This window comes from Bacillus hominis, assembly GCF_030348325.1.
Classification (GTDB): Bacteria; Bacillota; Bacilli; order Bacillales; family Bacillaceae_G; genus Bacillus_A; species Bacillus_A hominis.
In genome coordinates this window covers 4,100,863-4,126,109 of the sequence record NZ_JAUCFS010000005.1, presented here as the reverse complement: position 1 = coordinate 4,126,109, position 25,247 = coordinate 4,100,863, and the positions used below count along the sequence as shown (strand labels likewise).

Below are 25,247 nucleotides of genomic sequence, written 5' to 3'. Positions count from 1 at the left end.
TTCTACAAGCTTTTTTGGAACGTAAGGAATTTGTAAGGAACGGTTAAGAAAAAAGAGATTTCCGTTGTCTATTATAGAACTATAGAGTAGTGCGAAAGGGGAAAGTGACATGACATATATATTAAAAACGAACCAGTTAACGAAAGTGTTTAGAGGGAAAGAAGTTATTTCTAGTGTTAATATGCATGTGAAAAGAGGAGAGATTTACGGCTTTTTAGGACCGAACGGCGCGGGTAAAACAACGATTATGAAAATGATTACAAATTTAATAAAACCGACGAGCGGTGATATTGAAATTTTCGGTGAGAAGTTAACAGACACATCTTATGAAGTATTAAAAAGAATGGGGACAATTATTGAATATCCAATCTTTTATGATAAATTAACGGCGAAGGAAAACTTAGAATTACATTGTGAATATATGGGCTATTACGATAAAAATGCAATTGAACATGCCTTGAATTTAGTGAAATTGCACGGCATAGACAATAAAAAAGTAAAAGATTTTTCATTAGGGATGAAACAACGACTCGGTATTGCAAGAGCGATTATGACAAAGCCAGAGCTTCTCATTTTAGATGAACCAATTAACGGTTTAGATCCAATTGGTATTAAAGAATTACGAGATTTATTTAAAATGCTTTGCAAAGAATATGGCATTACGTTATTAGTTTCTAGTCATATTTTAGGCGAGATGGAACAAATGGCAGATACAATTGGTGTTATTCAAAATGGAAAACTAATAAAAGAAGTTTCAATGAAGAGTATTAACGGAAAACAAACAGAGTACATTGAAATCACTATTCCTGATGTGAAGCGTGCAGCTTATATTTTAGAAGATAAACTCGGTATAAAAAATTACAAAATAATGAGTGGAAACATGATTCGTGTTTATGAAATGGCGACGTCACAGCAAGCCATTTCAAAAGCACTTATTATGAACGATGTTGAAATAGAAAGTATTAATAGGAAACATAGTTCTTTAGAAGAGTATTTCTTAAATGTAATGGATGGAGAAGGCATTCATGCTTAATGGAGGTGGCTTATATGTTTAAACTAATGAAGCTCGAATGGAAGAAACATCAACTATCTAGTTACTTTAAAGGGGTAGCGATTTGTATTATAGCAATTTTTGTTGCAGTAAGTCTTATAGGGTTGGGAGCGAAAGGTGAAGTAGATGCGGCGCTCACTGATTTCACAAAATATATGACTTTAGCAAACATCTTTATTAGGATGACATTTCTTATTTTTAGTTCGGTCATTTTATCACGTTTAGTAATTGATGAGTATAAGAACAAAACAATGCAACTATTGTTTATGTATCCATTGCAAAGGAAAATGGTAATGAGGGCGAAATTAACAATTGTTTTTAGTTTTTGCTTTGTGAGCATGATTATCGCTACTTTCACTATTAGTTTGCTCATATTTTTTATGAATCCAATGATGGGAGTAATTGAAACGCCTGTTACGAGGGGGGAAATAATAGCTACCATTCCAGCTACTTTTATAAATGCATTTATGATATCTGGTATAAGTTTAATTCCTTTATTTTTTGGGATGAGAAAGAAATCGGCACCGACAACGATTACTTCTGCAGTAATAATCGGGATGATAATGAACAGTAACATTGGAAACAATCAAGTAAGTTTTTATGATTTTATAGTTATCCCAATTGTGCTCTGTTTATTAGGGATTTTTATTAGTTATCTGTCGTATCGTAAAATCGACAAGGTTGATGTGGCGTAAAGCAAGCTTAAAACAACGATGAACTGGGGTATGGATAGTGAAGAAAATAATAGTAATTGCTATTTTATTTCTTACAATTGCTAGTGTGATTTTTGATTTTAAGACATTCGCTGGAAAAGATTTTAAGAAGGAGGTTGCTTTTGAGATAGATACGATAAAGGAAATTTATATCAATTAAATTTTAAAAGAGAGGAGGACCATAATGCTACGTCTTATGAAGCTAGAACTGAAGAAATTTAAGCTCGGATGGTATGTGAGGAGAGCAGTTATTGCAAATATTGTTATACTGGCATTGTTGATCTTTGTTAGTATTGTTTCTCAAATAGAAGGAGATCCAGAAATAAGGGATCCACAGGCGATTTTGTTAATGGCTAGTGCATTAGTAAGAGCAACATTTATTATTTTTGGTGGTGTATTAATAGCCAAATTAATAATTGACGAATATAAAAACAAAACAATATTACTGATGTTTTCTTATCCTGTTAACCGAAAGAAAATGATGATTAGTAAGTTGGCTATTACAGCAATAGTAACATTCATAACAGTTATTTTATCTAATATTTTTGTAGTAGGAATTTTCTTTGGCATAGATAGTTATTTTTCGATTCTTCCTAATCCATTCACAGTAGATCAATTGATGCAAGAAGGGATAAACCTGGTTCCTTTAGCGATTGCAACTGCGGGAATAAGTTTAATTCCTCTATACTTCGGAATGCGTAAACATTCGGTGCCGACTACAATTGTTTCATCTATTATCGTTGTATTAGTCGCAATTAATAACCAACCAATGTTTCCTATAGCGACTTTTCTTCCACTTCAACTAGCATTTGCAGCGATTGGAGTTGCGATTGCATATTACGGAATCAAAAATATAGAGAGGGAAGATGTAACAGCGTGACAAGAATAAGAAAAAAGAGTTGGCGTTACACCAACTCTTTTTTTGTATATGTATGCTTCGTTACTACTCCTTAAATTTGTAGTGTTTACTTAAATACTCTTGAACTCCTGGAGAAATGTTAAAGTTATTAGGACCTTTATATTCGATAGTAAACTCTCCATCTTCAATTGTTTCAAAGGCGATTGCATAGCTATCCATTTTAGAATCGTAAGAAGTATTTTTGACTTTCGCGTCTAGATTAAAGTATTTTGTAATATAATTTTTTGATTCTGTAATTGCTGTTTGTTTTTCCCAAGGGGTACCATAACTTGTGAAGTAAAGAGATACACCGATAAATCCAATGATAGATGTTAGTAAAAGAGTTCCCATTGCTATTTTTTTGTTTTTTGTATTCAATTTGGTTGCCCCTTCTCATAATATGTATTCATTTTAACTTATTTTTTCCATAAAACAACCATTCAGCAAAAAATAGTTTCACATGAAACATGTTACAGAAAAAGACAAGGTGCGCAAACACCTTGTCCTTTTTTTGTCGTTACATTTTTGGAGCTTCCATTCCAGCGGCAGCCCATTCTTCTTTTGCAGGACCGTATACACCAGGAACGGTTAAGCCAGCTTGTCGCATTAAAACAGTCATTTGTCCGCGGTGGTGATTTTGATGATTAATCAGTGTCATTAAAAATGTAGAATTCGGCATAGGACGATCAAAGAAGTCATTAATAGTAGCTAAGTCTTTATCGGTCCATTCGCTTTGAAGTGCTTCAACAAAAGCTGCATTCACTTTTCGATATTCATCTGCAATTGTTTTTGCAGAAGTTGGGACAGGATAATCTTTCGTTTCTCCTTCAAACTTTAGTCCTGTCCCAGATAGTATAACTGGAATTGCGGTAACGATATGCCAAGCAACTCTTCCTAATGTCCAGTGTTCAGGTGCAATTTCTTGTGATAAAGATTCATCTGTTAATACATCGAGCATCTTCTGAGTAGACTCAGCTTCATATTTCCATGATTGTAAAAATCCTTCAATTGTTTGGTACATAGTTATCCCTCCTAATTATGTTCATAGGTTAAGTTCGAGATACTTGATTTATTCCCTTTTAATAGAAAAAATTTCATTACATATTGATACAATATAAAAAAATAGAAAATATTTGTAAAAGTGTCAGAAAATCGATCTATTCATTTGTTATATATTTTATGTACAAAGCTTATATTAATTTTATGCCATAATAGAAAAGCCAGCTTCATATATGAAGCTGGCTTTTAATTAACCTTCTTCCCACTTTTCCTCATTAACCATAAGAAATAAGGTGCTCCAAGTACAGCAACGACAAGCCCAGAAGGAATTTCCTTCGGGTATGCAATCGTACGTCCGAGTAAATCAGCAATGGAAAGAAGGATTGCTCCAAACAGTGCTGAACAAACGAATAGTCTTTGGTGATTCATCCCAACAACGATTCGCGCTAAATGAGGTGCAACAAGGCCTAAAAAGGCAATCGTACCGACAGCAGCGATATTGACTGATGCAAGTAGTGTCGCTAAAACAATTAGAGCAAGGCGTGTTTTATTTACAGGCTGTCCAAGTCCTGTTGCTAAATCATCGCCAAGCACAAGAACATCGAGTTGTTTCATTAAGAAAAATATAATTGGTACGAGAATGAGTGATGGGTATAGAATGATATTTTCTAAGTGATTCCATCCTCTTGCGTATGTGCTCCCTGATAGCCAAGTTAAAGCAGCAGCGACGTTCAAATTCGCTCTAACGATAAAGATTTGAATAATTGCCGAGCCAAGCGCTGAAATTCCGATTCCAATTAAGGCAAGAGCTGTTGGGCTAAATCCTGATTTCCATGAGAAAAAGAGGACAATTCCAACTGCAAGTAGCCCGCCGATAAATGCACCAATTGGTAGGAAGAAACCAGGAAGTGCAGGAAAGACATACATAATTGTTAAAGCACCAACACCTGCTCCTGATGAAATACCAATAATAGAAGGATCGGCAAGTGGATTTCTTAATATGCCTTGGAAAACAAGTCCACTTATTGCAAGACATGCTCCAGCGATAGCGGCAACTAGCATTCTTGGTAAACGAAGATTCATCATCATATTTTTATCAAATTGTGTTAATTGCCCGGTTATGGCATTTGTAATGCTTTCGATGTAAGAATTGCTACCGATTACAACGCCAAGAGCAATTGTTGCAATACAAAGTGTGATAGATATAATGATTACCTTTTTATAAGAGTAATAGCGGGAACTAGCTCCAGCTGCATTCGCCCCGTTATCATTCATATATTGTTTCGACTTCATCATTCGATACACTAAATAAATAAGCCAAGGTGACCCGATCATTGCTGTGACTGCTCCGACAGGAAGTTCAGCCCCGGTTGGATCTATTAGTCTACCAACGACATCTGCTCCAAGTAATAAAATGGCTCCCCATAAGAAGGAGGAAAGGAGAAGTGTAAAATGTTGACGATAGCCAATAAGACGCATTAAATGTGGTGCAACTAAGCCAACAAAACCGATTGGTCCAACAACAGTAACAATTACTGCTGTTAAAAAGATTGCAGCAATGAAGGCGATAAGACGTGTTACTGCTGTTTTTTCACCAAGAGAAACAGCAACATCATCACCTAGTAAGAGAATGTTGAGCTTACGAGATATGAATAGTAAAACTAGGAAAGAAATAACGATAAATGGAAAAGCAAATTGAACGCCATCCCAGTTATTTTGAATAAGAGATCCAGCTCCCCATAAAAATAAACCAGCTGTTTCATTTTCATAGAAAAGCTGCATCGTTCCGGTAAAGGCAGAAAGCATTAATGTAACGACCATACCAGCTAGTGCCATTCTAAGTGGGGTTCCCTTTTTTCCACCAGAAATACGGTATACAAATAAAGCAGTAATTGCACCACCGATAAATGTGAAAAGAAGTGAGTTAATTTGCAAACCTTTCGGTAAGAAAATTGTAGCCGCTACTAGAAAGAAATATGCACCTGAATGAATTCCCATTGTACTTGCTTCAGCAAGGGGATTTTTCGTTAAAGTTTGCAAAATGACTCCAGATGCAGCAAGAGCACCTCCAGCTAAAATGGCAATTACAGCTCTAGGGAGTCGAAGCATGATTAAAGTTTGATGCTCTAGCGATTGATTCGGTGAGATAAGAGCATCGATAATCATACTGTAGGAAATATTTGCTTGTCCTTGCCCGATATGAATAAAGAAAAGGAGGAGCAAGAGAGCTGCTCCTCCTCCGAATACAAGACTTGCTCGAAGTGTATGTTGTAAGCTATTCATCGTGTAATCACTTCTTCGCTGTCATTACATCTGCTACTTGTGTTGCTAAAGATTTTGCAGACTCAGGACCACCGAAAATCCAAGTGTCGCCTTTTAATTTATACATTTTGTCTTCTTTTTTGAACTTTAATTCTTCCCAAGCAGGGTTGCCTTTTAGTTGAGTGTCAAACATGTTATCGTCATCCGCTACAATGTAAATGAAGTTTGAATCTTGTACACTTTGTAATGATTCTACAGTTGTTTGTTTAAAACCATCTGCCTCAGATTTACCTGGTTCAAAAGTATTTGTTAAACCTAATTTTTTTGTAACCTGTAAAGCTGTAGAATTGTCGGTTAAAATACGGAATGTTGGTACGTTTTTAGCTGTAAATGCTTGTGTCATTACGATGTTTTTATCTTTTAAGCCTGCTTTGTCAATTTTTGCTTTTGCATCAGCAAATGTTTTATCCATATCAGCTAATACTTTTTTACCTTCATCTTCTTTTCCAACTGCTTTTGCAATTTGTTTAAATGTTTCTGTCATTTCAGCAAAGTGATCGTTATTGCTTGTTGATGGGTCGAACATAACTGTTGGTGCAATTTGTTCTAATTCATTTTTAATCGCTTTACTACGGAATGAAGCTGTAATGATTAAATCTGGTTTTAGACGGCTAATTTCTTCTAAGTTTGGTTGTTGACGAGTTCCTACATCTACAACATCTTTACTTGGTTTTGTTTTTGTATTTACCCATTTATTATAATTCTTAATGTCTGCCATCCCTACTGGCTGAACACCAAGTGCTAATAAGTCTTCTGCATATACCCACTCAAGTACAACAACTTTTTTCGCCGGTTTATCTAACTTCGTTTCCCCTTCAGCGTGTTTAATTGTTATAGCTTGCTTTTTATCGTCTGTCTTTGCTTCTTTTTTCTCCTCTTTTTGCTGTCCGCATCCAACAGCGAATAGAAGAACTACTATGAAAATACTGAGAATTTTCTTCATCTTCTGCCCCCAAATAATTTTTTTATTTGCAATGTACGATATTGAAAATCGTTATCAATTACAACAAACAAATCATACTATGAGGATATTTTAAGTGTCAATATATTTTTAAAATTTCGACGGAAAATAATGATTTATACGGATTTTGATATGTTGCATTGAAATACATGAATGTATCAAGATTGAAGGAGAGGAAATTCGTTTAATGAAGAAGGCGAAAGTACAAGCGAAAGGAGAGAATATTGCATGTAATAATTATTAGAATGTCAGGAGTAAACCTTTGTTTATAAAAGGTTTGTCTTAGATCGGATAGAGTTGATAGGGGAAATAAAAAGCGATTTTTTATTAGATAGATGCTTCTAAATTAGTTGGATGTATTTAAAATATTGAACAAGAAGGAAGGGATCAACATGTCTTTTGGGCGCAATAACACAAATGGATATTGTGGGTGTAATAATCAAAATGGTATACATGTTGATTCGTGCTGTTTTAGTTGTGATGGGATAGTTCCTAAGCTCGGTCCAACAGGTCCAACGGGAGCGACAGGAATAACGGGAGCAACAGGAACAACAGGCCCAACCGGGGGAACAGGTCCAACGGGAGCAACCGGAGCAACAGGAGCAACAGGCCTAACCGGAGAAACAGGTCCAACGGGAGCAACGGGTCCAACGGGAGCAACCGGAGCAACGGGTCCAACGGGAGCAACGGGTCCAACGGGAGCAACAGGAGCAACAGGTCTAACAGGAGCAACGGGTCCAACGGGAGCGACGGGAATAACAGGAGCAACAGGCCCAACGGGAGAAACAGGGGCAACGGGAGTAACAGGTACAAGTATAACTGCGACGTATGCATTTGCGAATAATACGTCGGGTACAGCAATATCGGTACTTCTTGGTGGAACAAATGTCACGCTTCCAAATAATCAGAATATCGGTCCAGGAATTACTGTGTCTGGTGGAAATACAGTATTTACGGCTGCAAATGCAGGGAATTATTATATTTCATATACAATAAATATTACTGCTTCATTATTAGTAAGTTCTCGAATTACAATAAATGGGGCTCCTCTGGCTGGGACGATAAATGCTCCAGCACTAGCGACCACTTCCTTTAGTGCAACAATTATTACGACTCTTGCAGCGGGGAGTGCAATTAGTTTGCAGTTGTTTGGATTGGTAGCTATTGCAACATTATCAACGACTACACCTGGTGCAGTTTTAACGATTATAAGATTAAGCTAATTAACGATAACTCTCTTATTCTTTTAAAATTAAGAGAGTTTATACATATAATAAGAAGTTAACGAAGTAAAGCATAGTTATATAAAAGTCAGAATATTATGATTGTAACGCTGTTCTGACTATAATATAATGAAAACAATCATCATGAATGAACATTCATTTATTTTAACAATTATTGGAAGGGGGAATGAGAGTGGAAAAACCTTGGTTGCAGAGTTATCCAGAGGAAATTCCAGGGACGATTTCATATGATATTCAGCCACTTCATGAATATTTAGAGAAAATGGCTTCTCGTTATCCAGAAAAGAAAGCGCTTCACTTTCTAGGTAAAGATGTTACATTTTCAGATTTCCATGACAAGGTAAAGAAATTTGCGAATTACCTTCAAAGGCTTGGTATTGAAAAAGGTGATAGAGTTGCGATTATGTTACCGAATTGTCCACAATCTGTAATTGGTTATTATGGTACTTTGCTTGCGGGTGGTATTGTCGTACAAACGAATCCTCTTTATACAGAAAGAGAGCTTGAGTACCAACTTCATGATTCAGGGGCAAAAGTTATTCTTTGCCTTGATTTAGTGTTTCCGAGAGTTACTAATGTTCAAACTGCAACAAAGCTTGAGCACATTATCGTAACCCGTATTGCAGATTTTTTACCATTTCCTAAAAATTTACTTTATCCATTTGTACAAAAAAAGCAGGCAAATCTTGTTGTGAATGTGTCGGAAAGCGAAACGATTCATCTTTGGAAATCGGTAGAAAGGGAAAGTAATGCTGATGTTGAAGTTCCATGTGATCCTGAAAATGATTTAGCCCTTTTGCAGTATACAGGGGGAACGACAGGATTTCCAAAAGGGGTTATGTTAACGCATAAAAACCTCGTTTCGAACACTTTAATGGGAGCGCATTGGTTATATAATTGTAAAGAAGGAGAAGAGGTAATCCTTGGTGTTCTTCCGTTTTTTCATGTGTACGGGATGACAGCTGTAATGAATTTGAGTATTATGCAAGGATATAAAATGGTGCTTATTCCGAAGTTTGACATGAAAATGGTTTTTGAAGCAATTAAGAAACATAAAGTTACACTATTTCCAGGAGCACCAACCATTTATATTGCTCTATTAAATAGTCCTCTTTTAAAAGAATATGATATTTCTTCAATTCAGGCTTGTATTAGTGGTTCTGCACCGCTTCCTGTAGAAGTACAGGAGGAGTTTGAGAGGGTTACAGGTGGTAAATTAGTAGAAGGTTATGGATTAACGGAGTCATCACCAGTTACACATGGGAATTTTTTGTGGGAAAAGCGTGTGCCGGGAAGTATTGGGGTACCGTGGCCAGATACAGAGGCAATCATCATGTCACTTGAAACAGGAGAGGCATTATCTCCAGGGGAAATTGGGGAAATTGTTGTAAAGGGCCCACAAATTATGAAGGGGTATTGGAATAAACCAGAAGAAACAGCAGCTGTATTGCAAGATGGCTGGCTTCATACAGGTGATGTGGGATACATGGATGAGGATGGATTTTTCTATGTGAAAGATCGTAAGAAAGATATGATTGTTGCTAGCGGATTTAATGTATATCCTCGTGAAGTGGAAGAGGTATTATATGAATATGAAAAGGTGCAAGAAGTAGTAACAATTGGCGTTCCTGATCCGTATCGAGGAGAAACTGTAAAAGCATTTGTTGTTTTGAAAGAAGGCGCCGAATGCACGGAAGAAGAATTAGATAAGTTTGCACGTAAATATTTAGCAGCATACAAAGTCCCAAAAGTATATGAGTTTAGAAGTGAATTACCGAAGACGACAGTCGGAAAGATTTTACGCCGTGTCCTAATAGATGAAGAGAAGAAAAAGAGTGAGGATGAGCAAACGGGCTAAGGCCCTTTCTTTTTGAAAAAATAGGATTGACACTTTTCTGAATAGTAAGTATTATAAGAATATGAATGACTATTCATTCAGTCATCTTCTTGAAGGGGACAGTAAAGTGAAGAAAAATAGACCGAAATACAATCAAATTATTGATGCAGCAGTTATTGTGATTGCGGAGAATGGATACCATCAAGCGCAAGTTTCTAAAATTGCAAAGCAAGCTGGGGTAGCTGATGGCACGATTTATTTATATTTTAAAAATAAAGAAGATATATTAATATCCTTATTCCAAGAGAAGATGGGAGAATTTGTTGAAACAATTCGTCAAAAAATAGCAGGAATTGAAAGCGCTGTAGCGAAGTTATTCATGTTGGTAGAAACGCACTTCTTGCTGTTGTCACAAAATGATCCTCTTGCTATCGTTACACAATTAGAGCTAAGGCAGTCCAATCAAGACTTGCGCCTTAAAATAAATGAAGTATTAAAAGGCTACTTACAAGTTATGGATGAGATTTTAGAGACAGGCATAAAGCAAGGTGAATTCCAAGCGGACTTAAATGTTCGTGTGGCAAGACAAATGATCTTTGGAACAGTAGATGAAGTTGTGACCAATTGGGTAATGAGCGATCATAAGTATGATCTGGTCGCACTTTCAAAAACGGTACATGGGCTACTTATTGCAGCTTGTGGTTATCGTCAATAATGGGAGGGATCATGTTGAAATTCCTATCTGTAAGAGTTGAAGACCATATCGCGGTGGCAACGTTAAACCACGGGCCAGCGAATGCAATGTCTTCACAAGTTATGCATGATGTTACTGAGTTAATCGATCAAGTGGAAAAGGATGATAACATTCGTGTTGTTGTTCTCCATGGTGAAGGACGCTTTTTCTCAGCAGGAGCAGATATTAAAGAATTTACATCTGTTACTGAAGCGAAGCAAGCGACAGAATTAGCGCAGCTTGGACAAGTTACATTTGAGCGCGTTGAAAAATGTTCAAAACCAGTTATTGCGGCAATTCATGGAGCGGCACTTGGCGGCGGCCTTGAGTTTGCTATGTCTTGCCACATGCGCTTCGTAACCGAAAGTGCAAAACTTGGTTTACCTGAATTAACGCTTGGATTAATTCCTGGTTTTGCAGGTACACAGCGCTTACCGCGTTATGTTGGGAAAGCAAAAGCTTGTGAAATGATGTTAACAAGTACACCAATTACTGGTGCAGAAGCATTAAAATGGGGACTTGTTAACGGAGTGTTTTCTGAAGAAACAATTTTAGAAGATACGCTTAAAATTGCAAAACAAATTGCTGGGAAAAGTCCAGCAACAACTCGTGCTGTATTAGAGTTATTGCAAACGACAAAATCGTCTCATTATTACGAAGGTGTACAGCACGAAGCGCAAGTTTTTGGTGAAGTATTTACGAGTGAAGATGGAAGAGAAGGTGTAGCGGCATTTTTAGAAAAGCGTAAACCTTCATTTAGTGGCAGGTAGTTCAATTATTTTTTTGATATAAATTAACAGAATTTTAAAATTGATGTAATCTTTCTGAAAAATAAGGGGGTAAATGGAATGAACATCTACGTACTCATGAAACGAACATTTGATACAGAAGAAAAAATCGTAATTAAAAACGGTGCAATTTACGATGGCGAAGCGGAATTCATCATCAACCCTTACGATGAATATGCGATTGAAGAAGCAATTCAAGTAAGAGATGCACAAGGTGGAGAGGTTACTGTCGTAACAGTTGGCGGGGAAGATAGTGAGAAAGAACTTCGTACTGCACTAGCGATGGGCTGCGATAAAGCAGTATTAATTAATATTGAAGATGATGTTGAACATGGTGACCAGTTCACGACAGCAAAAGTACTTGCTGAATATTTGAAAGATAAAGAAGTAGATTTAATTTTAGGCGGGAACGTTGCGATTGACGGTGCATCTGGACAAGTTGGTCCACGTGTAGCTGAAGCGTTAAATATTCCATATGTAACGACAATTACAAAGCTTGAAATTGACGGTACAAATGTAAAAATCGAGCGTGATGTTGAAGGGGATACAGAAGTAATTGAAACATCATTACCGGTTTTAGTAACAGCACAACAAGGTTTAAATGAACCGCGTTATCCATCACTTCCAGGTATTATGAAAGCGAAGAAGAAGCCACTAGAAGAAGTAGAATTAGATGATTTAGATTTAGAAGAAGATGATGTGGAAGCAAAAACAAAAACAATTGAAATCTATTTGCCTCCTAAGAAAGATGCAGGAAAAGTGTTACAAGGCGAGCTGCAAGATCAAGTAAAAGAACTTGTATCGTTGCTCCACACAGAAGCGAAAGTAATCTAATAAAATACGAAATTATATATGCAGGAGGGAAAATCTATGGCTCGTAAAGTATTAGTAATGGGTGAAGTTCGTGATGGATCGCTACGTAACGTTTCGTTTGAAGCGGTAGCAGCAGCAAAAACAATTGCAGAAGGCGGTGAAGTGGTAGGTCTTCTAGTTGGAGACAGCGTTGCCTCTTTTGCAAATGAATTGATTCATTACGGTGCAGATCGCGTTGTGACAGTTGAAAATGATAAATTAAAATCATATACATCTGATGGTTATGCACAAGCATTTTTAGCTGTATATGCTGAAGAAAAGCCAGAAGGTATTGTATTTGGGCATACAGCACTTGGTAAAGATTTATCACCAAAATTAGCAGCGAAACTTGAAGCTGGTCTAATTTCTGACGTAACTGCTTTAGAAGTTGAAGGTGGAAATGTTATCTTCACTCGTCCGATTTACTCTGGTAAAGCGTTTGAGAAGAAGATTGTAACAGATGGTATCTTATTTGCGACAGTGCGTCCAAATAACATTGCAACTCTTGAAAAAGACGAGTCTCGCACAGGTGACGTGTCTTCTATTACAGTAGATGTGAAAGATTTACGTACAATCATTCAAGATGTTGTCCGTAAAACTGCAGAAGGTGTTGATCTTTCAGAAGCGAAAGTTATTATCGCTGGCGGACGTGGTGTGAAGAGTGAAGATGGATTTAAGCCATTAAAAGAGTTAGCTGATGTACTAGGCGGCGCTGTTGGAGCATCTCGTGGTGCTTGTGACGCTGAGTATTGTGATTACTCATTACAAATTGGTCAAACAGGTAAAGTTGTTACACCAGACTTATATATTGCATGCGGAATTTCTGGTGCGATTCAGCATTTAGCTGGTATGTCTAACTCAAAAATAATCGTTGCGATTAACAAAGATCCAGAAGCGAGTATCTTCAAAGTAGCTGACTACGGTATTGTCGGTGATCTATTTGAAGTATTACCTCTTTTAACAGAAGAGTTTAAAAAGTTAAAAGTACATTCATGATTTGAGTACCCTTGAGTTCCAAGTGAAGTACCCCTATATATAGAAAAAAGGTGAGAGATCCCTGTCTCTCATCTTTTTAGTGTTTCATCCATATTTTTATATAGTATAAAGGAACATTTTTTTGTTACAATACATAACGATACATAATATTCGCCACGTATATAAGTTAATGATATACTCTTGGTAGAATATACTTGAAGGAGGAAATAAAATGGCAATTGTAAACGCAAATGACCAAAGCTTCGCATCTGAAACTAGCGAAGGTGTTGTATTATTAGATTTTTGGGCGCCTTGGTGCGGACCTTGTAAAATGATCGCTCCTGTATTAGAGGAAATCGATTCAGAGTTAGGCGAGAAAGTAAAAGTAGTAAAAGTGGACGTTGATGAAAACCAAGAAACTGCTCGTCAATTCGAAGTAATGAGCATTCCAGCTCTTTTCGTATTAAAAGACGGTAAAGTGGTTGATCAAGCGTTAGGATATAAACCGAAAGAAGCGTTAGTAGAATTAGTTTCTAAACACTTCTAAAATAAAGAAGCTACCATTTGGTAGCTTTTTTTATTTTCTTTTTTACAACCTTTCCGTTACAATAAAAGAACGTATGTTGGGTGTTTTGGCATAGTATGTTTTTATGTGAAAATAAAAATGATAAGCATGTAGAAATGGAGGGAGACGAGTGCACGAGCATTTAAAAGAGAAATTAGCAATTTTGCCCGATCAACCTGGTTGTTATTTAATGAAGGATAAGCAGGGAACGGTTATATACGTCGGAAAAGCAAAGGTACTCAAAAATCGTGTGCGCTCGTACTTTACTGGTTCACATGATGGGAAAACACTTCGGCTTGTTGGAGAAATTGTTGATTTTGAATATATTGTGACTTCCTCAAATTTGGAGGCTCTTATTTTAGAGTTAAATTTAATAAAAAAATATGATCCAAAATATAATATTCAATTAAAAGATGATAAAACATATCCTTTCATTAAAATTACAGCTGAAAAACAGCCGCGCTTACTCATTACGCGAAATGTAAAAAAGGATAAAGGAAAGTACTTTGGTCCGTATCCAAATGCGCAATCGGCACATGAAACAAAGAAATTATTAGATCGTATGTATCCACTTCGTAAATGTTCAAATATGCCAGATAAAGTTTGCTTGTATTATCATATGGGTCAATGTTTAGCACCTTGTGTGAAAGAAGTAACGGATGAGCAAAACAAAGAAATTGTTGATGAAATTATTAAATTTTTAAACGGTGGGCATAAAGAAATTCGTTCAGAATTAGAAACGAAGATGTATGAGGCTTCAGAGAAACTAGAATTTGAACGGGCGAAAGAGTTGCGAGATCAAATTGCTCATATTGATGCAATTATGGAAAAGCAAAAGATGATTATGAGTGACTTAGTGGATCGTGATGTGTTTGGATATGCAGTTGATAAAGGGTGGATGTGTGTTCAAGTTTTCTTTGTTCGAAAAGGAAAGTTAATTGAGCGCGATGTTTCCATGTTCCCGATATATGATGAACCTGAAGAGGGTTTTTTAACTTTTATCGGTCAATTTTATGAAAACAGTAGTCATTTCAAGCCGAAGGAAATTGTTGTTCCAGGAAGTATAGATTCAGAATTAGTAGAGCGCTTTTTAGAAGTTGAAGCGACACAGCCGAAACGCGGGAAGAAAAAAGATCTTGTGGAATTAGCAAATAAAAATGCAAAAATTGCACTAGAAGAGAAATTTCACTTAATTGAACGTGATGAAGAACGGACGATTAAAGCTGTTGATAATCTAGGGAAGCAACTAGGGATTGAAACGCCATATCGTATTGAAGCGTTTGATAACTCGAATATTCAAGGGGCAAATCCTGTTTCAGCAATGATTGCTTTTATCGATGGGAAACCAGCGAAGAAAGAATATCGGAAATATAAAATTAAAACGGTCCAAGGGCCAGATGATTACGAGTCTATGAGGGAAGTTGTGAGACGCCGTTATACGAGAGCATTAAAGGAAAGTTCACCTTTGCCAGATTTAATCATTATCGATGGGGGAAAAGGGCATCTCGCGGCTACAAGTGATGTTCTTGAAAACGAGCTTGGGTTATATATTCCAATGGCAGGGCTTGTAAAAGATGAAAAACATAAAACATCACATTTAATTATTGGGGATCCGCCTGAGCCTGTTATGCTTGCGAGGAATAGCCAAGAATTTTATTTATTGCAGCGCATTCAAGATGAAGTGCATCGATTTGCAATTACATTCCATCGTCAATTACATGGGAAATCTGTTATTCAATCCGCGTTGGATGAAATTCCAGGAATCGGTGATAAACGAAAAAAGGTATTGCTAAAACATTTTGGTTCATTAAAAAAGATGAAAGAAGCTTCCATATCGGAATTTGTCGAAGCGGGTATGCCGAAAAATGTAGCGGAGACAATTTATACGTATTTAACAGATAAGAAGACGTTGTAGTTTACAATGTCTTCTGTTTTTTGGTATAATTTCTGAAGATTTAAAATAAACGCACCTAAATGAATATACTAAAAAGTCAACTAAACTTATATGTCTAGTTGACTGTAGGTAGATGCTACACTTCGATGAGATCTTTTATATCCCATTTAACAAGAAATGTAATAGAGTCTGAACGTTTTTTCTGTTCTTCGTAGGACTCAGCAACGACGTTTCTTTGTTTTTGAATTTGCTCGGCGATAAATCCAGCTTCTAATTGATAAGATGAATGTCTTTTTTGTTTTTGACGCTCAGTAATAAGTGCACCTTTAAGTTGAAACTGCATTTCACGACGTTTATGTTCAATGATGCTTAAAGTGCCCCAACCAGCTTTTTCAAAAAACTGAATGACTTCTTCAATTGTTTCTAGCGGATATTTTCTCGCAAGGTTTCTACCGGCCCAGTATAAAATACCATCTAAATCGTTACCAATTAAATCAGTTAGTAATTCTTCACGTAGCAATTCATAAGCGAAGGCGTTCAATGAAACATCTTCTAAAGATGTTATATCGATTGTATTTTTGCTCACAATATTCCCCTCTTTCTATAGGGATTATTATATAACATTTTTCATTTATAAAAACAGATTTTTCTTTGGGGAAATCTGAATATATAAGAAGAAAAAAAGAATTGGCAAATTATATGCAAATTATGTATACGTTTTCTTGACGCTTCGACAAAAATAAGAGTAAAATGAACTTGTTATCAAATTATGCTGAAATATTTCGAATAATTTTTTCAGTTTTTCTTATGCCAATAGTGAAAAAACATTATTGCTGTAAATTAATCTGAAAACAGCAGTCAAACATTCAAGGGGGTAATGGGGACATGAAAGGCCGCGAGTATACGTTTCGTAAGTGGCACTCATTAATGGGGGTCATCCCGGTTGGTGTCTTTTTGACGCAACATTTAATTGTAAACAACTTTGCAACAAGAGGGGCAGAGGCTTTTAACAAAGCTGCAGGCTTTATGGAGCTCCTTCCATTCCGGTATGCGCTAGAAATTTTCATCATCTTTTTACCTATACTGTATCATGCTATATATGGCTTATATATTGCATTTACAGCTAAGAACAATGCGGTATCTTACGGCTATTTCCGTAACTGGATGTTCGTCTTCCAACGAATTTCAGGTATCGTTACGCTGATCTTCATTTCTTGGCACGTCTGGGAAACTCGTATTCAAGCATTGTTAGGTAAAGAGGTAAACTATGATATGATGGCAGATATTTTAAACAACCCATTTATGTTTGGTTTCTATTTAGTTGGTGTTGTTTCAACAATTTTCCACTTTGCAAATGGACTATGGACATTCTGCATCAGCTGGGGAATTACAGTATCTCCACGTTCACAAAGAATCTCTACTTATGTAACATTAGCTATTTTCTTAGGTCTATCTTATGTAGGTGTGAGTGCATTATTAGCGTTCATCGATCCACAGCTAGCAAACCAGTAAGGAGTGGGAGAGCATGAAAGGGAAACTTATAGTAGTCGGCGGTGGCTTGGCCGGCTTAATGGCAACGATTAAAGCGGCAGAAGCAGGAGTAAATGTTGAACTATTTTCTTTAGTACCAGTAAAACGTTCACATTCTGTATGTGCCCAAGGTGGAATTAACGGTGCCGTAAATACAAAAGGTGAAGGGGATTCTCCATGGATCCACTTTGACGATACAATTTATGGTGGGGACTTCTTAGCGAACCAACCACCAGTTAAAGCGATGTGTGATGCTGCACCTGGTATTATTCATTTAATGGACCGCATGGGTGTTATGTTCAACCGTACGGAAGAAGGACTTCTTGATTTCCGTCGTTTTGGTGGAACACAACATCACCGTACAGCATTTGCTGGCGCAACAACTGGTCAACAATTACTATATGCATTAGATGAGCAAGTACGTCGTCACGAAGTAGCAGGACTTGTAACGAAATATGAAGGTTGGGATTTCTTACGAGCTGTTGTGGATGATGAAGGTGTGTGCCGAGGAATCGTCGCGCAAGACTTACAAACTATGGAGATAAAAAGTTTCCAAGCTGATGCCGTGATTATGGCAACAGGGGGCCCTGGTATCATCTTTGGAAAATCAACAAACTCTATTATTAATACAGGTACAGCAGCATCTGCTGTATATCAACAAGGTGCATATTATGCGAACGGTGAGTTCATTCAAATCCATCCAACGGCAATTCCTGGAGACGATAAGTTACGTCTTATGAGTGAATCTGCACGTGGTGAAGGTGGACGTGTTTGGACGTATAAAGATGGTAAGCCATGGTACTTCTTAGAAGAAAAATATCCAGCTTACGGAAACCTTGTACCTCGTGATATTGCAACGCGTGAAATCTTTGATGTTTGCGTAGAGCAAAAACTAGGTATTAACGGTGAAAACATGGTGTACTTAGATCTTTCTCATAAAGATCCGAAAGAACTAGATATTAAACTTGGTGGAATTATTGAAATCTATGAGAAATTTACAGGTGATGATCCTCGTAAACTACCAATGAAAATCTTCCCAGCGGTTCACTATTCAATGGGCGGATTATGGGTCGATTATAAGCAAATGACAAGTATTCCAGGTTTATTTGCAGCAGGTGAGTGTGATTATTCTATGCACGGTGGTAACCGCTTAGGAGCGAATTCACTATTATCAGCAATTTACGGTGGTATGGTAGCAGGACCGAACGCAATTGAGTATATGAAAGGTCTTTCTAAATCATCTGATGCTGTTTCATCTACTGTATATGAGCAAAATGAATTAATCGAAACAGAGAAATTTAACAATATTTTAACGCTTGATGGTAACGAAAATGCATATGTTCTTCATAAAGAGCTTGGAGAATGGATGACAGATAACGTTACAGTAGTTCGTGAAAATAAAAAGTTACTAGAAACTGATGCAAAAATTGAAGAGTTAATGGCGCGTTACAAACGCATTAACATTAACGATACAGCGAGATGGAGTAACCAAGGTGCTTCATTTACACGCCAACTTGCAAATATGTTCGAGTTAGCACGTGTTATTACAATTGGCGCATATAACCGTAATGAAAGCCGCGGAGCGCATTACAAACCAGAATTCCCAAATCGTGATGATGCGAACTTCTTAAAAACTACGATGGCGAAATTTGAGGGAGAAGGAAAGGCACCAGCATTCCATTACGAAGAAGTGGATGTTTCATTAATTAAACCACGTAAACGTGACTATTCCTCAAAACACGATGTAGCTGCTAAGGGTGAAGAGAAGGGGGATAAACAACATGTCTGAGAAAACAATCCGCCTCATCATTACGAGACAAGATGGACCAGATGCACAAGAGTTTGACCAAGAGTTTGAAATTCCATATCGTCCTAATATGAATATTATTTCGGCTCTTATGGAAATTCGTCGTAATCCTGTTGACTCAAAAGGGAACCAAACAACTCCGATTGCATGGGATATGAACTGTTTAGAAGAAGTATGTGGTGCTTGTTCGATGGTGATTAACGGAAAACCACGTCAATCGTGTACAGCTCTTATTGATCAGTTAGAACAACCAATTCGCTTAAAGCCAATGAAGACATTCCCGATTGTACGTGATTTACAAGTTGACCGTAGCCGTATGTTTAATGCGTTAAAACGTGTTAAAGCTTGGATTCCAATCGACGGTACGTACGACCTAGGACCAGGTCCAAGAATGCCAGAGAAAAAGCGTCAATGGGCATATGAACTTTCAAAATGTATGACATGTGGTGTTTGCTTAGAGTCATGTCCGAACGTAAACAGTAAGTCTGACTTTATTGGACCAGCACCGCTTTCACAAGCGCGTTTATTTAACTCGCATCCAACTGGTGAAATGCATAAAGCAGATCGCTTACGTGCAATTATGGGTGATGGAGGACTTGCAAACTGTGGTAACTCTCAAAACTGTGTGCAATCATGTCCGAAAGGTATTCCATTAACAACTTCAATTGCAGCATTAAACCGTGATACAACAATTCAATCGTTCAAAGATTTCTTTGGTAGCGACAATAACTATTAATAAATATTGCCTCTTCATGTTGAAGAGGCAATATTTATAACTTTATTTTTCTGTTTATTCTGTTTATTTTAAAGGCGAAAAGGAGAGGGAACAATGAAGAGAATTTCTTATATTGAAGACTTTGAGCAATGGGAAAGTGGTTTTTCATTTTATAATCCTGTCAAAGTTCGTTTTGGGGAAGTAGATATGTTTGGACATGTAAATAATGTCGTTGCTTTTACATATTTTGAAGAAGCGCGTATCGCATTGTTTAAAGAACTCGGATTTATGCAAGAATGGACACATGAATCATCAGAAACGATGATAGTCGTCGCAGATCTACAATGCAATTTCATAAAACAAATTTATTTTGATGAGCAGTTGAAAGTATATGTAAAGGCAGGAATGGTTGGGAATTCCTCTTTAGATTTACACTATATGGTCAAAAATGCAGAAGGGGAAGTTTGTTTAGTTGGACGCGGTATGATGGTGCAAGCATCGAAAAAAACTGGAAGAGGCGAACCATGGCCTGAGGAATGGAAGAAGTCACTACAATAATAGAATAAAAGAAAAATAAGAGAGCGATTCGCTCTCTTATTTTTTGTCCTTCGTTGCCTCTTCTAATGTTAGGTGGTGCTTATATATGTATGCGGCATATGGATTGCCAACGTAGCGTAAGTGCCACGGTTCGTATGAATACTCTGTTGTCTCTGTTTTATCCTCTAAATAACGAATGACAAATCCGAATTCATGGGCATGTTCTGCAACCCATTTTCCTTCTGCTGTCTCTCCGAAGATTGGTTCTAATTGGAATTTAGCAGATTTTGAGCTAATATCCATTGCTAGACCAGTTTGATGCTCACTTGTTCCAGGAATTGCACTTACCGAATCAGCCTCAGCTTTTCCTTGGCGTTTAATATATGTATTATGTAATGACTGTTGGCGTTTGTAAGAACGGTAACCTGAAACTGCTGTAAGTTCTAAACCTTCTTCTTTTGCTGCTTGGAACATTTTTTCAAGAGCGTCTGCAGCATCTTTGCGAAGTAATGTTTTCTCTTTATCTTTTGGACTAGTAAATGGTACGTTCGGTTTCGTTAAATCTTCTGGGATGTACCCATCTGGTAATTTACGATGTTTATTGACTAATACAAGAGCAGAATCTGGATTTGTTACAACGGAAAAATTATCATCTAGTTTCTTTGCATTATGATCAGCTTTTGGAAAAGCAGGAATTTCTTCTTTTGGATGGTTACTATGTTTTTGATTTTCGACAGCTTTCGCCTCATTTTGCAGTGGTGATTTAGAACCAAAGTAAGTGAAAGATGTGATACCGATTACAATAGTAGCGGCAGAAATAATTATTATCTTTTTCATGATACCTTGTAATCACTGTCCTTTCTTAATAAAATATGTGTCGTTTTTATTATAAGTCTAGTTTATTGAAAAAGAAATATAAGAGTCATAACGTAATAGAAATGCAAAGAAAATGTCAGAAAATGTGTGAAATTGTAGTATTTTTTTATATAATTCATTTCCTATCTTTCATGTGATTCATTTTTTATGTAATATATACATATAAGGAGATGTAGCGATTATCGAGAATAAAGGACTTCTTGTATAGACTAGGAGTGAATGGGAATGGATTTTGCAACAATTATTGGACTCATTTTAGGATTTGTAGCGGTAGTAGTAGGGATGGTCGTCAAGGGCGCTGACGTAACAGCCTTATTGAATCCTGCCGCAGCATTAATTATTTTTATCGGTACATTTGCTGCAGTATGTATAGCATTTCCGATGGAACAACTAAAAAGGGTTCCAAAATTATTTAAAGTTCTTTTTGGTTCAAATAAAAAAGATTTAAGTTATGAACAGTTACTAGAATTATTTGTTCATTGGACATCTGAGAGTAGGAAATACGGTATTTTGTCTTTAGAACAACAATTAGATAAAATTCAAGATGAATTTCTCTTGCGTGGTATGAAGTTTGTGATTGACGGTGTATCTGCAGAAGACTTAGAACAAATTTTAGAAGCTGAATTAGAAGCAATTGAAGAAAGACATGCAAAAGGAGCTACTATTTTTTCGCAAGCTGGTACATATGCACCTACATTAGGGGTTTTAGGCGCTGTTATCGGTCTTGTAGCTGCACTTGGAAATTTAACTGATATTGAAAAGCTAGGACATGCTATTTCAGGTGCGTTTATTGCAACGATTTTCGGTATTTTTTCAGGTTACGTATTATGGCATCCATTTGCAAATAAATTAAAGCAAAAGTCTGCTGCTGAATTAGAGAAGAAACGTTTAATTATTGATTGTTTATTAATGTTACAAGAAGGTACATATCCATTTATTATGAAAAACCGCATTTTAGGTGCGCTTTCTGTAACTGAGCGTAAAAAGCTAGAAAAAGGAGCAGAAAAAAATGCGGAGTAGGAAGAATAGAAGAAGTAAAAGGAAAAAGCATGACGAGCATATCGATGAAACTTGGTTAATTCCGTATTCTGATATGCTAACGTTGTTGTTTGCGCTGTTTATTGTTTTATTTGCAATGAGTAGTATAGATGCTGCGAAATTTAAACAGATGGCAGTAGCTTTTCGAAGTGAACTAGCAGGTGGAACAGGAAATAAAGAGTTTTTAAGTGATCAAAAACCAAAAGAAGAAAAAGAGCTATCGGCAAGTGGTTTGGAATCTGAGAAAATAAAAAAAGATGCTGAAGCTGAAGTGAAACAGCAAGAAATGAATGAATTAAAAGCAGTACAACAAAGTATTGATAAGTATATTGAGGAAAAGCAATTATCTTCTTCTTTTAAAACGGATTTAACTGAAAAAGGATTAATGGTAACGATATTAGAAAATGTATTATTTGACTCAGGGAAAGCAGATGTGAAGTTGGAGTCGTTAGGGATTGCAAAAGAGATGTCTAACCTACTTGTTTCAGCATCACCTCGTGAAATTACAGTGTCTGGTCATACAGATACTGTTCCTATTGCAAATGCTCAGTTTGCATCAAACTGGGAGTTAAGTACACAGCGTGCAGTTAATTTTATGCAGGTGTTACTCCAAAATAAAGAATTGCAACCAGAAAAATTTAGTGCAATTGGTTACGGAGAATACCGTTCAATTGCACCAAATGATACGCCAGAAGGAAAAGCGAAAAATCGACGTGTAGAAGTGTTTATCTTGCCTTTAACAAGAAATATGCAATAAAAGAGGATGGCAAATGCCATCCTCTTTTATCCCGCATTAACGGGCAGTAAGACCCCCACCTCAAAATTCGGCTGGAGCAAAGAAGTTAGGTGGGAATTAACTGCCCGTAAACGCCCGATTGGTTCAACTAATAATCAGTGGGGGATGAAGAAAACCCCCACTGATTATAGTTTCACTTTATTTTGTATCAAATGATTTTAAGTTGTCACGACGGATGTTATCTTTTTCTGCATCTGATTTTTTGAAATTATAGTCATATAAAGCGCCTTCCCAATCACCGTACATTGGATTAGGGAAAATGATGAACTTCTCACCAAATTGTGCTTTTGATTCTGCTACTGTTTCATTGCGATCTTTTACAGATTTTCCATCAAAACCAGTGAAATCAGATAAGTTATCACCGAAGAATAGGACGATGTCATGTGTTTGAGAAACAAGTTCACGACGCTTTTCTTTCCCTTTTTCTTTCGGGTCTTGTAGTAATATATGTTCTTTCGTTGCTTGAGGAGCTCCTACGCGCTCAAGGTTTTTAATTGTTGCATCTAGTTGATTTGTTTTACGATTTGAGATATAGAAAATATCTACACTTTTAGACTCTGTATATTTTAAGAAATCAATAGCGCCTGGGAGAGCCTCAGCTTCAGCCTTATTAATCCAATCGTCCCATTTATAAGGATAGCTTTTTCCTGTTTTTACGCTCATAGCTTGATGAGGACTGTTATCTAAAACAGTTTCATCTAAATCAAGTACGATAGCAGGTTTTTTGCTTGTCCCTTTTGCAAGAGCTGCATCAAGCTTCAATTGACCAATATTGTATCCTTGGTAGTATAGTGCTTTCGTTTCGCCAGCTGTTTGATACCATAAATCAGCCATCAATTGCTGGTCTGTTAATTGTACTTTCTCTTCTTTTGCCACTGTTTTCTCAGCTGTTCCTGAACATGCTACAAGCGATGTGGAAAGAACGGCTACAGATAATAAAGTGGTAATACCCCTCTTCATCTTCATATGTATCCTCCTCGATGTTAGAAAATCATTTAATATTATATATTAAAATATGATGTTTTTTTATGAACATTTGCATATTGTCTTTTTTATATGTAGTAGTTTGTCCTATAGTAGATAAGGTAAATAAAAAAGATAAGATAAAAACTAAGTAGTTGAAGAAAAGGAATGTATGTAAGAAGATGGAATAAGGTTACTATATGTTGTTTTAAACAAACATATTATGTAAGCGAGAGCGAGAATGCTATTGAAGGGGAGGATATATACATTGAGTTTACAAATTCAAAACTTAACAAAAATATTCGGAGAATCTAAAGCAGTTAATGGTTTGCAAATCTCGTTACCGAAAGGTGAAGTGTTAGGGTTACTTGGCCGAAATGGTGCAGGGAAAACAACGACAATTAAAATGTTACTAGGTTTATTAACGCCAAATGAAGGTTTTATTACGTGGGATGGAAAATCATTTGGTGATAGCGGGGTAACAATTGGATATTTACCAGAAGAAAGAGGACTATATACAAAAAGTAGAGTAATAGATCAGTTGCGATATTTTGGTAGATTAGAAGGAATGACGAAAAAAGAAGTGGATCTTGCAATTGATCACTGGTTAGAGCGCTTAGCAATTCCAGAATATAAATTTAAAACGGCGGGAGAACTTTCAAAAGGGAATCAGCAAAAAATTCAATTGATTGCTGCTCTTCTTCACGATCCAGAACTCCTTATTTTGGATGAACCATTTAGCGGACTTGATCCAGTTAATGCTGGAATGCTAGCTAGTATTATTGGAGAACAAGTACAGAGCGGAAAGACAATTATTTTATCAAGTCACCGTATGGAGCAAGTAGAGGCTTTTTGCCAACATGTATGTATTTTGAAAAAGGGTGAAGCAGTTGTAGAAGGACAGTTAAGTGATATTAAGAAGGAATACGGTTTTCGTAATTTAACGATTGAAGATATAGCAGAGAATGAAAAGGGATTAGAAGCTATACATGTTCCGTATGAAAAACAACAAGGCCTTCTTTATGTGAAAGTACAAGACGATGCAGAAGCTCTAAAGATTTTGCAACAATTGCAAGAACAAGGTGTTAGCTTACGACAATTTAAAATGCTAGAGCCAACGTTGAACGAAATCTTTGTAGAGAGGGCGAAATAA

The 25,247-nt window shown here is 36.7% G+C and carries 26 protein-coding genes; 19 read left to right on the top strand and 7 right to left on the bottom strand.

The window, feature by feature from the left end; all coding sequences use genetic code 11:
- The first annotated feature begins 109 nt into the window (after positions 1–109).
- Genes QUF93_RS24030 through QUF93_RS24015 form a run of 4 tightly spaced genes read left to right on the top strand, consistent with a single transcriptional unit; the run spans position 110 to position 2,644 of the window.
- On the top strand, positions 110–1,033 hold the full coding sequence (locus tag QUF93_RS24030; RefSeq protein WP_289360409.1) for an ABC transporter ATP-binding protein: 924 nt from the start codon (positions 110–112) through the stop codon (positions 1,031–1,033).
- 14 nt (positions 1,034–1,047) lie between these two features.
- Positions 1,048–1,746, top strand: coding sequence for an ABC transporter permease (locus QUF93_RS24025; protein WP_289360408.1), 699 nt, complete (start codon positions 1,048–1,050; stop codon positions 1,744–1,746).
- Positions 1,747–1,783: 37 nt separating this feature from the next.
- Positions 1,784–1,924: a hypothetical protein gene (locus QUF93_RS24020; protein ID WP_157380769.1), complete on the top strand. Its 141-nt coding sequence runs from the start codon at positions 1,784–1,786 to the stop codon at positions 1,922–1,924.
- A gap of 24 nt (positions 1,925–1,948) precedes the next feature.
- Positions 1,949–2,644 carry an ABC transporter permease gene (locus QUF93_RS24015; protein ID WP_002122883.1) on the top strand — a complete coding sequence of 232 codons (696 nt, stop codon included), beginning with the start codon at positions 1,949–1,951 and terminating at the stop codon, positions 2,642–2,644.
- Positions 2,645–2,707: 63 nt separating this feature from the next.
- Here the strand turns inward: QUF93_RS24015 and QUF93_RS24010 are convergent, their stop codons facing one another.
- The 4 genes from QUF93_RS24010 to QUF93_RS23995 form a co-directional block, all read right to left on the bottom strand.
- Positions 2,708–3,040 carry a YfjL-like protein gene (locus tag QUF93_RS24010; protein WP_289360407.1) on the bottom strand — a complete coding sequence of 111 codons (333 nt, stop codon included), beginning with the start codon at positions 3,038–3,040 and terminating at the stop codon, positions 2,708–2,710.
- A 139-nt stretch (positions 3,041–3,179) separates the two neighbouring features.
- The gene (locus tag QUF93_RS24005) at positions 3,180–3,683 is read right to left on the bottom strand and encodes a DinB family protein (RefSeq protein WP_289360406.1); all 504 of its coding nucleotides are present in this window, start codon (positions 3,681–3,683) and stop codon (positions 3,180–3,182) included.
- A gap of 224 nt (positions 3,684–3,907) precedes the next feature.
- Positions 3,908–5,944 carry a Fe(3+)-hydroxamate ABC transporter permease FhuB gene (gene fhuB / locus QUF93_RS24000; protein ID WP_289360404.1) on the bottom strand — a complete coding sequence of 679 codons (2,037 nt, stop codon included), beginning with the start codon at positions 5,942–5,944 and terminating at the stop codon, positions 3,908–3,910.
- A gap of 7 nt (positions 5,945–5,951) precedes the next feature.
- Positions 5,952–6,926, bottom strand: a complete 975-nt coding sequence (locus QUF93_RS23995; protein ID WP_289360403.1) for a petrobactin ABC transporter substrate-binding protein FpuA — start codon at positions 6,924–6,926, stop codon at positions 5,952–5,954.
- A gap of 410 nt (positions 6,927–7,336) precedes the next feature.
- On the opposite strand from QUF93_RS23995, the gene QUF93_RS23990 reads away from it, so the two are divergent.
- The 8 genes from QUF93_RS23990 to uvrC all read left to right on the top strand — a co-directional run bounded on the left by QUF93_RS23990 (position 7,337) and on the right by uvrC (position 15,853).
- Entirely contained in the window at positions 7,337–8,167 is an 831-nt protein-coding gene (locus tag QUF93_RS23990) for a BclA C-terminal domain-containing protein (protein WP_289375847.1), read from the top strand.
- Positions 8,168–8,360: 193 nt separating this feature from the next.
- Entirely contained in the window at positions 8,361–10,046 is a 1,686-nt protein-coding gene (locus QUF93_RS23985) for a long-chain-fatty-acid--CoA ligase (protein WP_289360401.1), read from the top strand.
- A 106-nt stretch (positions 10,047–10,152) separates the two neighbouring features.
- Positions 10,153–10,740 (top strand): fatty acid metabolism transcriptional regulator FadR, encoded by a 588-nt coding sequence (gene fadR, locus QUF93_RS23980; RefSeq protein ID WP_012261773.1) that lies wholly within the window; start codon positions 10,153–10,155, stop codon positions 10,738–10,740.
- Between the two features lie 11 nt (positions 10,741–10,751).
- Positions 10,752–11,528 (top strand): enoyl-CoA hydratase, encoded by a 777-nt coding sequence (locus tag QUF93_RS23975; protein WP_002122865.1) that lies wholly within the window; start codon positions 10,752–10,754, stop codon positions 11,526–11,528.
- 78 nt (positions 11,529–11,606) lie between these two features.
- Positions 11,607–12,380 (top strand): electron transfer flavoprotein subunit beta, encoded by a 774-nt coding sequence (etfB, locus tag QUF93_RS23970; RefSeq protein WP_289360400.1) that lies wholly within the window; start codon positions 11,607–11,609, stop codon positions 12,378–12,380.
- Between the two features lie 36 nt (positions 12,381–12,416).
- Positions 12,417–13,394: an electron transfer flavoprotein subunit alpha gene (gene etfA / locus QUF93_RS23965; RefSeq protein ID WP_000101960.1), complete on the top strand. Its 978-nt coding sequence runs from the start codon at positions 12,417–12,419 to the stop codon at positions 13,392–13,394.
- 211 nt (positions 13,395–13,605) lie between these two features.
- On the top strand, positions 13,606–13,920 hold the full coding sequence (gene trxA, locus QUF93_RS23960; protein WP_002122861.1) for a thioredoxin: 315 nt from the start codon (positions 13,606–13,608) through the stop codon (positions 13,918–13,920).
- A 148-nt stretch (positions 13,921–14,068) separates the two neighbouring features.
- A complete protein-coding gene (gene uvrC / locus QUF93_RS23955) occupies positions 14,069–15,853 on the top strand; it encodes an excinuclease ABC subunit C (protein WP_002122859.1) in 1,785 nt (594 codons plus the stop codon).
- A 115-nt stretch (positions 15,854–15,968) separates the two neighbouring features.
- Here uvrC and QUF93_RS23950 read toward each other — a convergent pair whose 3' ends face one another.
- On the bottom strand, positions 15,969–16,418 hold the full coding sequence (locus QUF93_RS23950) for a YslB family protein (RefSeq protein ID WP_002122858.1): 450 nt from the start codon (positions 16,416–16,418) through the stop codon (positions 15,969–15,971).
- Positions 16,419–16,717: 299 nt separating this feature from the next.
- On the opposite strand from QUF93_RS23950, the gene sdhC reads away from it, so the two are divergent.
- The 4 genes from sdhC to QUF93_RS23930 all read left to right on the top strand — a co-directional run bounded on the left by sdhC (position 16,718) and on the right by QUF93_RS23930 (position 20,442).
- Positions 16,718–17,344 (top strand): succinate dehydrogenase cytochrome B558, encoded by a 627-nt coding sequence (gene sdhC, locus QUF93_RS23945; RefSeq protein WP_002015407.1) that lies wholly within the window; start codon positions 16,718–16,720, stop codon positions 17,342–17,344.
- A 13-nt stretch (positions 17,345–17,357) separates the two neighbouring features.
- Entirely contained in the window at positions 17,358–19,151 is a 1,794-nt protein-coding gene (sdhA, locus tag QUF93_RS23940; protein ID WP_002112104.1) for a succinate dehydrogenase flavoprotein subunit, read from the top strand.
- Entirely contained in the window at positions 19,144–19,905 is a 762-nt protein-coding gene (gene sdhB / locus QUF93_RS23935) for a succinate dehydrogenase iron-sulfur subunit (RefSeq protein WP_002088861.1), read from the top strand. Before sdhA ends, sdhB begins: the two co-directional genes overlap by 8 nt.
- Positions 19,906–19,998: 93 nt before the next feature.
- Entirely contained in the window at positions 19,999–20,442 is a 444-nt protein-coding gene (locus QUF93_RS23930) for an acyl-CoA thioesterase (protein ID WP_289360398.1), read from the top strand.
- A 36-nt stretch (positions 20,443–20,478) separates the two neighbouring features.
- Here the strand turns inward: QUF93_RS23930 and QUF93_RS23925 are convergent, their stop codons facing one another.
- Positions 20,479–21,258, bottom strand: coding sequence for a M15 family metallopeptidase (locus QUF93_RS23925; RefSeq protein WP_002122853.1), 780 nt, complete (start codon positions 21,256–21,258; stop codon positions 20,479–20,481).
- 264 nt (positions 21,259–21,522) lie between these two features.
- Between QUF93_RS23925 and motA the strand changes: the two genes are divergently transcribed.
- Together motA and motB are read left to right on the top strand one after the other, a co-directional pair.
- Positions 21,523–22,317, top strand: coding sequence for a flagellar motor stator protein MotA (gene motA / locus QUF93_RS23920; protein WP_289360396.1), 795 nt, complete (start codon positions 21,523–21,525; stop codon positions 22,315–22,317).
- A complete protein-coding gene (gene motB / locus QUF93_RS23915; RefSeq protein WP_002122849.1) occupies positions 22,307–23,092 on the top strand; it encodes a flagellar motor protein MotB in 786 nt (261 codons plus the stop codon). Before motA ends, motB begins: the two co-directional genes overlap by 11 nt.
- Before the next feature lie 177 nt (positions 23,093–23,269).
- Here the strand turns inward: motB and QUF93_RS23910 are convergent, their stop codons facing one another.
- Positions 23,270–24,097 carry a 5'-nucleotidase, lipoprotein e(P4) family gene (locus tag QUF93_RS23910; RefSeq protein WP_289360395.1) on the bottom strand — a complete coding sequence of 276 codons (828 nt, stop codon included), beginning with the start codon at positions 24,095–24,097 and terminating at the stop codon, positions 23,270–23,272.
- A gap of 265 nt (positions 24,098–24,362) precedes the next feature.
- On the opposite strand from QUF93_RS23910, the gene QUF93_RS23905 reads away from it, so the two are divergent.
- Positions 24,363–25,247, top strand: coding sequence for an ABC transporter ATP-binding protein (locus tag QUF93_RS23905; RefSeq protein WP_002122845.1), 885 nt, complete (start codon positions 24,363–24,365; stop codon positions 25,245–25,247).